Genomic DNA, 7,160 nt, shown 5'->3' with positions numbered 1-7,160 from the left:
CTGATCGCGGCCGGGTTCGTCAGTCAGCGGACGGAAGCTTCTCGTCATCCGTGAGTGGCGGCATGTGCGCGGCTGCGCGGATGCGGTCGGTCAGGTCGGAGATGAGCGTCGCGGTCACGACGCCGATGATGACGATGCCGCCGATCATGAGCCCCACGGCGAGTACCCGACCCAGCACGGTCACCGGTGCGTAGTCTCCGTAACCGACGGTCGTGATGGTGGTGAAACCCCACCACAGTGCGTCGCCGAAGTCCACGATCGTCGCGCCCGGAGCATGGCGTTCGGCACGCCACACCCCGTACGAGGACGTGTACACGAACATGAACGCGAACAGGACCGTGGTCACGACGTACCGGATGCGCTGCAGTCGCGGCTTGCCATAGTAGAAAATCGGCAGACGCCAGATGAACACGAGGATGAGATAGGGCCGCAGGAACGGCAGGAGTACGCTCGCCAAGTCGAACGCTCTGGTGCGCACGAACTCTCGACGCGATCCTCGGGCGAGGACCAGTCGGATCAGATAGTCGACGAGGAACCACGCCCACAGCAGGGATAGCGTGCCCAGCGCGAGGGAGAGCAGCGGCTGCCCCGGCGGCTCGTCGACCCAGACCCACGTGAGCGTGGCGAGGAAAACGATGGATCCGGCGAACAGGGGCCAGGCGGTGCGTTCCTCCCAGACCGAGACACGGGCCAGACCGCGCGGCGCAGGAGGTGTTTCACTCGTCATGCTCCGATCATGACACGGGCCGAGGGTGGGCATCCGCTCGCCCTTCTGGTCGTAGGGGAGAATAGAAGCATGACCGTCACACTCCTCGGCGCTTCCGAGATCCGCACCCTCGCCGCCGAGCTCGACGTCACTCCGACGAAGAAACTCGGCCAGAACTTCGTCGTCGATGCGAACACCGTGCGCAAGATCGTGCACGTCGGACGTGTGCAGGCGGGGGAGCGCGTCGTGGAGGTCGGGCCCGGGCTCGGATCGCTGACGCTCGCGATCCTCGAGACCGGTGCGTCGGTGACGGCCGTCGAGATCGATCACCGCCTCGCCGCGCGCCTGCCGCAGACCGCCCTCGACCACGGTGTGCCGGAGGGGGCGCTGACGGTCGTCGACCACGATGCCCTGCGGGTGACCGAGTTGCCCGGAGACCCGACGGTGCTCGTCGCGAACCTGCCCTACAACGTCTCGGTGCCGGTGCTGCTGCACTTCATGGAGACCTTCGAGAACATCACCCGCGGTGTCGTCATGGTGCAGGCCGAGGTCGGTGAGCGCCTCGCCGCCCCTCCCGGCAGCAAGGTATACGGGGCCCCGAGCGTGAAGGCCGCCTGGTACGGCCCGTGGCGGCTGGCGGGCAACATCTCCCGGCAGGTTTTCTGGCCCGTGCCGAACATCGACAGTGTGCTCGTCGCCTTCGAACGCGACGAGACGCCCCGTGGCGACGAAGATCTGCGCCGCGAGACGTTCCGCATCGTGGATGCCGCGTTCCAGCAGCGCCGCAAGATGCTCCGCCAGGCGCTCGCCGGTGTTCTCGGCGGAACGGCCGCCGAGGCATCCGCCGTCCTCGAGGCTGCGGGCGTCGCCCCGACGGCCCGTGGCGAGCAGCTGACGGTCGATGACTTCGTGCGCATCGCTCTGACGCTTCGGGGCTAATCTGGAGGCGTGACCGAATCGCCGCGCTTCAGCCCCGACGTCCTCGACATCCACCGCCCCTACACGGCGAAGGACGACCGCTACGCGCAGTTCGAATACCGCCAGGTCGGCACATCCGGTCTATACCTGCCGCCCATCTCGCTCGGCCTGTGGTGGAACTTCGGCGACAACATCCCGATCGACAACCAGCGGGCGCTGCTGCGGCACGCCTTCGACCGGGGCATTACACATTTCGACCTGGCCAACAACTACGGCCCGCCCTACGGCTCGGCCGAGAAGAACTTCGGCCGGATCTTCGCCGAGGACTTCCGCCCTTATCGCGATGAGCTGATCATCTCCTCGAAGGCCGGATACGACATGTGGCCCGGACCCTACGGCGACCGCGGCAGCCGCAAGTACATCCTCACCAGCGCGGAGCAGTCGTTGACGCGCATGGGGCTCGACTACGTCGACATCTTCTACTCGCACCGCGTCGACGCGGTGACGCCGATCGAGGAGACGGTCGCAGCGCTCGACACCCTTGTGCGGCAGGGCAAGGCCCTCTACGTCGGCATCTCGTCCTACAGCGCCGAGCGCACCGCCGCTGCGGCCGCGGTGGCGAAGGAACTCGGCACCCCGCTGATCATCCACCAGCCGTCCTACTCGATCCTCAACCGGTGGATCGAGCCCGACCTCACCGGCACCCTGCGCGAGGAGGGGCTGGGGGCGATCGCCTTCACGCCGCTCGCCCAGGGCCTGCTGACCGGCAAGTACCTCGGCGACGGCACGGCCGAGCGGGCGCAGAAGCGCCGCTCGCTGTCGGATCGCCCCCTGTCGGCGGACGGGCTGCGGATCCTGCGCGGTCTGAACGACATCGCCGCGGGGCGGGGGCAGTCGCTGGCGCAGATGGCCCTGCAGTGGGTGCTGCGCGACCCGGTGGTCGTCTCGGCGCTCATCGGCGCATCGCGTCCCGAGCAGATCGACGAGAACATCGCGGCGGTGGGCGGTCCGGCCTTCACCCCCGAGGAGCTCGCGGGAATCGATGCGCTCTCCACCGGCATCGACGTGAACCTGTGGGCTCCGTCGTCGTCCCTGTGACGCGCTGACCGAGACGAGCAGATCATGAGCCTCGCCGCCTTCCCCTCGACCGTGCACGTGCGCGCACCGGGGAAGATCAACGTCTACCTCGGCGTCGGCGCGCGCCACGACGACGGCTACCACGCCCTGGCGACGGTCTTCCAGGCGGTCTCGCTGTATGAGGACGTCTTCGCCACGGCGAGCGATTCCTTCTCGGTCTCCGTCTCGGGCTCCGAGGATGCCTCGGATGTGCCGTTGGACGACCGCAACCTCGCGATGCGCGCGGCGAAGATGCTCGCCGCGGCCACGGGCTTCACCGGCGGTGTGCACCTGGATATCCGCAAGAGTGTTCCGGTGGCCGGGGGCATGGGCGGCGGGTCGGCGGATGCCGCGGCTGCGCTCGTGGCCTGCGATGCCCTGTGGGGCACGGCGCTGTCGATCCAGGAGCTGCATGAGCTGGCGGCCCGTCTCGGCGCGGATGTCCCGTTCGCCCTGCACGGCGGGACGGCCGTGGGAACAGGGCGGGGAGACCAGTTGAATCCGGCGCTGGCGCACGGCCGCTTCGACTGGGTGCTGGTGACGAGCGAGCAGGGGCTGTCGACCCCCGCGGTCTATGGCCGACTCGACCGGCATCGCGCCGCAGGGGCGGCCCTGGCCGATGACCCGCCGCTCTCACTGGAGGTCCCGGTGCCCGTGCTCCAGGCGCTGCGCGCGGGAGATGCGCACTCGCTGGCGGCCAGCATGTTCAACGACCTCGAGGTCGCTGCCCTCCTGGAGCGGCCCGATCTTGACGAGACGCTCGGCGCGGGCCTTGCCTCCGGGGCGCTCAGCGGGATCGTCTCGGGATCGGGGCCCACGGTCGCGTTCCTGTGCGAGACCCCCGAGAGCGCCCAGTACCTGCAGCGCGAGATGCAGGCCGCCGGTCGCACCGCGCTGCACGTGCACGGGCCGGTGCCCGGGGCTCGAATCATCTCCGTCTGAGCGCTCGGACCCCGGGCGCGTGCCGCCCGTCGCGTACGCTGGGGGAGACATGGCTGCACATCTTCTCGGGGCCGAGGGCCTCCGCCTCGAATACCCCACCAAAGTCGTCTTTGACTCGGTCACCCTCGGCATCGAGGAGGGCGACCGCATCGGCATCGTCGGCCGCAACGGCGACGGCAAGTCGAGCCTGCTCGCGATGCTCGCCGGGCGCAAGCAGCCGGATGCCGGACGCGTCACGGTGCGCGCGGGCACACGCATCGGCGTGCTCGACCAGGCCGATGTGCTCGACGACTCGTTGACGATCGCACAGTCGGTGGTCGGCGATATGCCCGAGTACGAGTGGGCGGGCGATGCGCGCGTGCGCGACGTCATCCAGGGCCTGCTCGCGGACCTCGACTGGGAGGCGCCGGTCGAGGGGCTCTCGGGTGGTCAGCGCCGTCGCGTCGCGCTGGCAGCGCTGCTCGTGCAGGACTGGGACGTCATCGCGCTCGACGAGCCGACGAACCATCTCGACGTGGAGGCGGTCACGTGGCTCGCCGGGCATCTGAAGAAGCGCTGGTCGCCCTCTTCCGGCGCGTTCATGGTCGTCACGCACGACCGCTGGTTCCTCGACGAGATCTGCACCGAGACGTGGGAGGTGCACGATCGCATCGTCGAGCCCTTCGAGGGAGGCTACGCGGCCTACATCCTGCAGCGTGTGGAGCGCGACCGGATGGCGGCCGCCACCGAGGCGAAGCGACAGAACCTGGCGCGCAAGGAGCTCGCCTGGTTGCGCCGCGGGGCCCCGGCCCGCACGGCCAAGCCCAAGTTCCGCATCGACGCGGCCAACGAGCTCATCGCCGATGTGCCCGAGATCCGAGACAAGACTTCGCTGCAGTCCCTGGCCGTCTCGCGCCTCGGCAAAGACGTCGTCGACCTGCTCGACGCCGGCGTGACCTACGGCGATCGCGAAGTTCTCCGCGACGTCGAGTGGCGCATCGCGCCCGGCGAGCGCACCGGCATCCTGGGCGTCAACGGCGCAGGCAAATCGACGCTGCTGGGCCTCGTCTCCGGCGTCATCGAGCCGACCAGTGGCAGGGTCAAGCGCGGCACCACCGTGCGCGTCAAGACGCTCACCCAGCGCATCGACGAGCTGCTCCCGCACTGGGATCAGCCGGTGCGCAAGGTCATCGAGGGGCTGCGCACCGAGTACACCTTCGGCACCGGGTCCAAGGCCCAGTCGCTGACCCCCGGACAGCTGCTCGAGCGGCTCGGGTTCACCTCGGCGCAGCTGTCCACCCCCGTCAAGGACCTCTCCGGCGGTCAGCAGCGCCGCCTGCAGCTGCTTCTCGTGCTGCTCGATCAGCCCAACGTGCTCATCCTCGACGAGCCGACGAACGACATGGACACCGACATGCTCGCCGCCATCGAGGACCTCCTCGATTCCTGGCCGGGAACGCTCCTCGTCGTCAGCCACGACCGGTACTTCCTCGAACGCGTCACCGATCAGCAGTTCGCCGTGATGGGCGGGCGACTGCGCCACCTCCCGGGCGGCATCGACGAGTACCTGCGTCTGCGCGAGACCGAGCAGAAGGGCGGTGCCGCGCCGTCGGCGCCGCGCGGTTCGGATGCTCCGGCCACACCCTCCGGGCTGGACGGGGCCGCGCTGCGCGCCGCGCAGAAGGAGGTCTCGGCGATCGAGCGGAAGATCCAGAAGCTGACGCAGCAGATCGAGCGGGCCAAGCTCGCGCTCGCCGATCACGACCAGTCCGACTATCAGGGGCTCGGCGTCGAGATGGCGAAGATCTCGGCGCTGCAGGACGAGGTCGACGAGCTCGAGATGCAGTGGCTGGAGCTCAGCGAGCAGATCGGCTGAACAGGGCGGGGATCAGCGCTCCGAGGCGAAGCCGAGGCTTCGGCGGGTGGCGAACGAGCGCTGCTCGCCGCTGATCGGGTCGACGAAGCGCACTTCGCGGGCGAGCAGCTGCAGAGGCCGCTCGTGGTCGTCGGGCTTCTCATCCGTGAGGATCGGGTAGAGGTTGTCGTGCAGGATGCCGAGGCCGATGCTCGCGAGATGAACCCGCAACTGGTGCATCTTGCCGGTATGTGGGCGCAGGAGAGTGTGCACCACGTCATCATCGGCGCTGATCACTTCGATGAGCGTCTCGGAGTTCGCCTCGCGCTCGGCATCGACCTGCACGCACACCTGCCCGCGCAGCTTCTCGATGTGCAGGCGCACCGTGCGGGGGAACTCGGTCGGCGTCCACTCGGCCGGACGTGCGGAGACCGCCTCGTAGACCTTCTCGATCTCGCGGTTCTGGAACAGCATCTGGTACTTGCCGCGGGTAGCCGGTCGCGATGAGAACATGAGCAGGCCCGCCGTCGCACGGTCGAGGCGATGGATCGGTGCGAGATCGGGGTTGTCGAGCAGACGACGCAGACGCACGAGGGCCGAGTTCTGCACATACTTGCCCGCGGGCGTCGACGGGAGGAAATGCGGCTTGTCGATCACGACGAGGTGCTCGTCCTGGTGCAGCACCTCGATCTCGAAGGGGATCTCGACCTCGACGGGCGGCTCCCGGTAGTACCAGACGAACTCCTCGTCGCCGAGGGCGGTGTGGCGGGACAGCGCGGAGCCGTCGGCGGCGATGATCTCGCCCGCGTCGAACCGCGCGAGCAGACGCTCGGGGTCCAGGTGGAAGAATCGCTCGACCATATAGGCGCTCACGGTCGGCCACGGGCCGCTCAACGGCACATGCAGCCGCGTGGCGCCCACGCCATCGCGCACGGGCAGGGGAGAGGGCATCGCCATCGTCGCCGCCCTCAGGAATCGAAGCTCAGGCTGAGCTTGCGCAGCAGCGAAGCCATCCGCTCGCGGTCGCCGCGCGATAGACCCCGCAGCAGCTCGGCCTCGACATCGACGAGGCGGGTGATCGCGGCATCCACCCGCACCCGTCCGTCGTCGGTCAGCGTGACCAGCACGCTGCGCCCATCGTCCGGATCCGAGACCCGGCGCACGAAGCGGCGTCCCACGAGGCGGTCGATGCGATTGGTCATGGTGCCGCTGGAGACGAGCGTCTGCTGCAGGAGCTGCTTGGGGGAGAGCTGGAACGGATCTCCCGCGCGCCGCAGCGCCGAAAGCACATCCCACTCCCAGTGCTCGATATCGCTGCGGCGGAATACCTCGCGGCGGGCGCGGTCGAGGTGCTTGGAGAGGCGGTCCATGCGCGAGAGGATCTCGAGCGGGGAGAAGTCCAGATCGGGACGCTGGGTGTTCCAAGCGCCGACGATTCGGTCGACCTCATCTGCATCGCTCATGCTCCCATTATCGGCCAGCGGCACGAGCCTCGCCGCCGGACGTGGCAGACTTGTCAGGCAGCCCCTGCGGCTGCGGTCCGCCGTGGTGTAATGGCAGCACGACAGCCTTTGGAGCTGTGAGGTTCAGGTTCGAGTCCTGGCGGCGGAGCATGACGGAGAACAGACTCGCGATCATCGTGCT

The 7,160-nt window shown here is 68.7% G+C and carries 7 protein-coding genes and 1 tRNA gene; 5 read left to right on the top strand and 3 right to left on the bottom strand.

The genetic code is table 11. The features are described from left to right. Window positions 1-19: 19 nt before the first annotated feature. Entirely contained in the window at window positions 20-727 is a 708-nt protein-coding gene (locus Q0Z66_RS11655; RefSeq protein WP_298041321.1) for a potassium channel family protein, read from the bottom strand. 69 nt (window positions 728-796) lie between these two features. On the opposite strand from Q0Z66_RS11655, the gene rsmA reads away from it, so the two are divergent. The 4 genes from rsmA to Q0Z66_RS11635 are packed head-to-tail and all read left to right on the top strand — an operon-like array spanning window position 797 to window position 5,537. After that, complete coding sequence (gene rsmA / locus Q0Z66_RS11650) at window positions 797-1,645, top strand: 16S rRNA (adenine(1518)-N(6)/adenine(1519)-N(6))-dimethyltransferase RsmA (RefSeq protein ID WP_298041319.1); 849 nt, start codon at window positions 797-799, stop codon at window positions 1,643-1,645. A gap of 9 nt (window positions 1,646-1,654) precedes the next feature. Beyond that, window positions 1,655-2,722, top strand: a complete 1,068-nt coding sequence (mgrA, locus tag Q0Z66_RS11645; protein ID WP_298041315.1) for an L-glyceraldehyde 3-phosphate reductase — start codon at window positions 1,655-1,657, stop codon at window positions 2,720-2,722. Window positions 2,723-2,746: 24 nt separating this feature from the next. Then, on the top strand, window positions 2,747-3,682 hold the full coding sequence (locus Q0Z66_RS11640; protein ID WP_298041313.1) for a 4-(cytidine 5'-diphospho)-2-C-methyl-D-erythritol kinase: 936 nt from the start codon (window positions 2,747-2,749) through the stop codon (window positions 3,680-3,682). Window positions 3,683-3,731: 49 nt separating this feature from the next. Beyond that, window positions 3,732-5,537 carry an ABC-F family ATP-binding cassette domain-containing protein gene (locus Q0Z66_RS11635; protein ID WP_298041311.1) on the top strand — a complete coding sequence of 602 codons (1,806 nt, stop codon included), beginning with the start codon at window positions 3,732-3,734 and terminating at the stop codon, window positions 5,535-5,537. A 12-nt stretch (window positions 5,538-5,549) separates the two neighbouring features. On the opposite strand, the gene Q0Z66_RS11630 is transcribed toward Q0Z66_RS11635, so the two are convergent. Together Q0Z66_RS11630 and Q0Z66_RS11625 are read right to left on the bottom strand one after the other, a co-directional pair. Continuing rightward, window positions 5,550-6,467 carry a pseudouridine synthase gene (locus Q0Z66_RS11630; RefSeq protein WP_298041309.1) on the bottom strand — a complete coding sequence of 306 codons (918 nt, stop codon included), beginning with the start codon at window positions 6,465-6,467 and terminating at the stop codon, window positions 5,550-5,552. 17 nt (window positions 6,468-6,484) lie between these two features. Next, on the bottom strand, window positions 6,485-6,979 hold the full coding sequence (locus tag Q0Z66_RS11625; protein ID WP_298041307.1) for a MarR family transcriptional regulator: 495 nt from the start codon (window positions 6,977-6,979) through the stop codon (window positions 6,485-6,487). A 76-nt stretch (window positions 6,980-7,055) separates the two neighbouring features. Here Q0Z66_RS11625 and Q0Z66_RS11620 point away from each other — a divergent pair. Further along, window positions 7,056-7,127: transfer RNA gene (locus Q0Z66_RS11620), tRNA-Gln, on the top strand. Window positions 7,128-7,160 lie beyond the last annotated feature (33 nt).

The sequence above is a fragment of the uncultured Microbacterium sp. genome (assembly GCF_947632095.1).
Lineage (GTDB): Bacteria > Actinomycetota > Actinomycetes > Actinomycetales > Microbacteriaceae > Microbacterium.
This window is presented reverse-complemented; position numbering and strand designations above follow the sequence as displayed.

Bases quoted from the DNA above. Each gene is read 5' to 3' on its own strand.
- Q0Z66_RS11655 (WP_298041321.1), bottom strand. From the start codon at position 727: ATGACGAGTGAAACACCTCCTGCGCCGCGCGGTCTGGCCCGTGTCTCG.
- rsmA (WP_298041319.1), top strand. From the start codon at position 797: ATGACCGTCACACTCCTCGGCGCTTCCGAGATCCGCACCCTCGCCGCC.
- Q0Z66_RS11640 (WP_298041313.1), top strand. From the start codon at position 2,747: ATGAGCCTCGCCGCCTTCCCCTCGACCGTGCACGTGCGCGCACCGGGG.
- Q0Z66_RS11635 (WP_298041311.1), top strand. From the start codon at position 3,732: ATGGCTGCACATCTTCTCGGGGCCGAGGGCCTCCGCCTCGAATACCCC.
- Q0Z66_RS11630 (WP_298041309.1), bottom strand. From the start codon at position 6,467: ATGCCCTCTCCCCTGCCCGTGCGCGATGGCGTGGGCGCCACGCGGCTG.
- Q0Z66_RS11625 (WP_298041307.1), bottom strand. From the start codon at position 6,979: ATGAGCGATGCAGATGAGGTCGACCGAATCGTCGGCGCTTGGAACACC.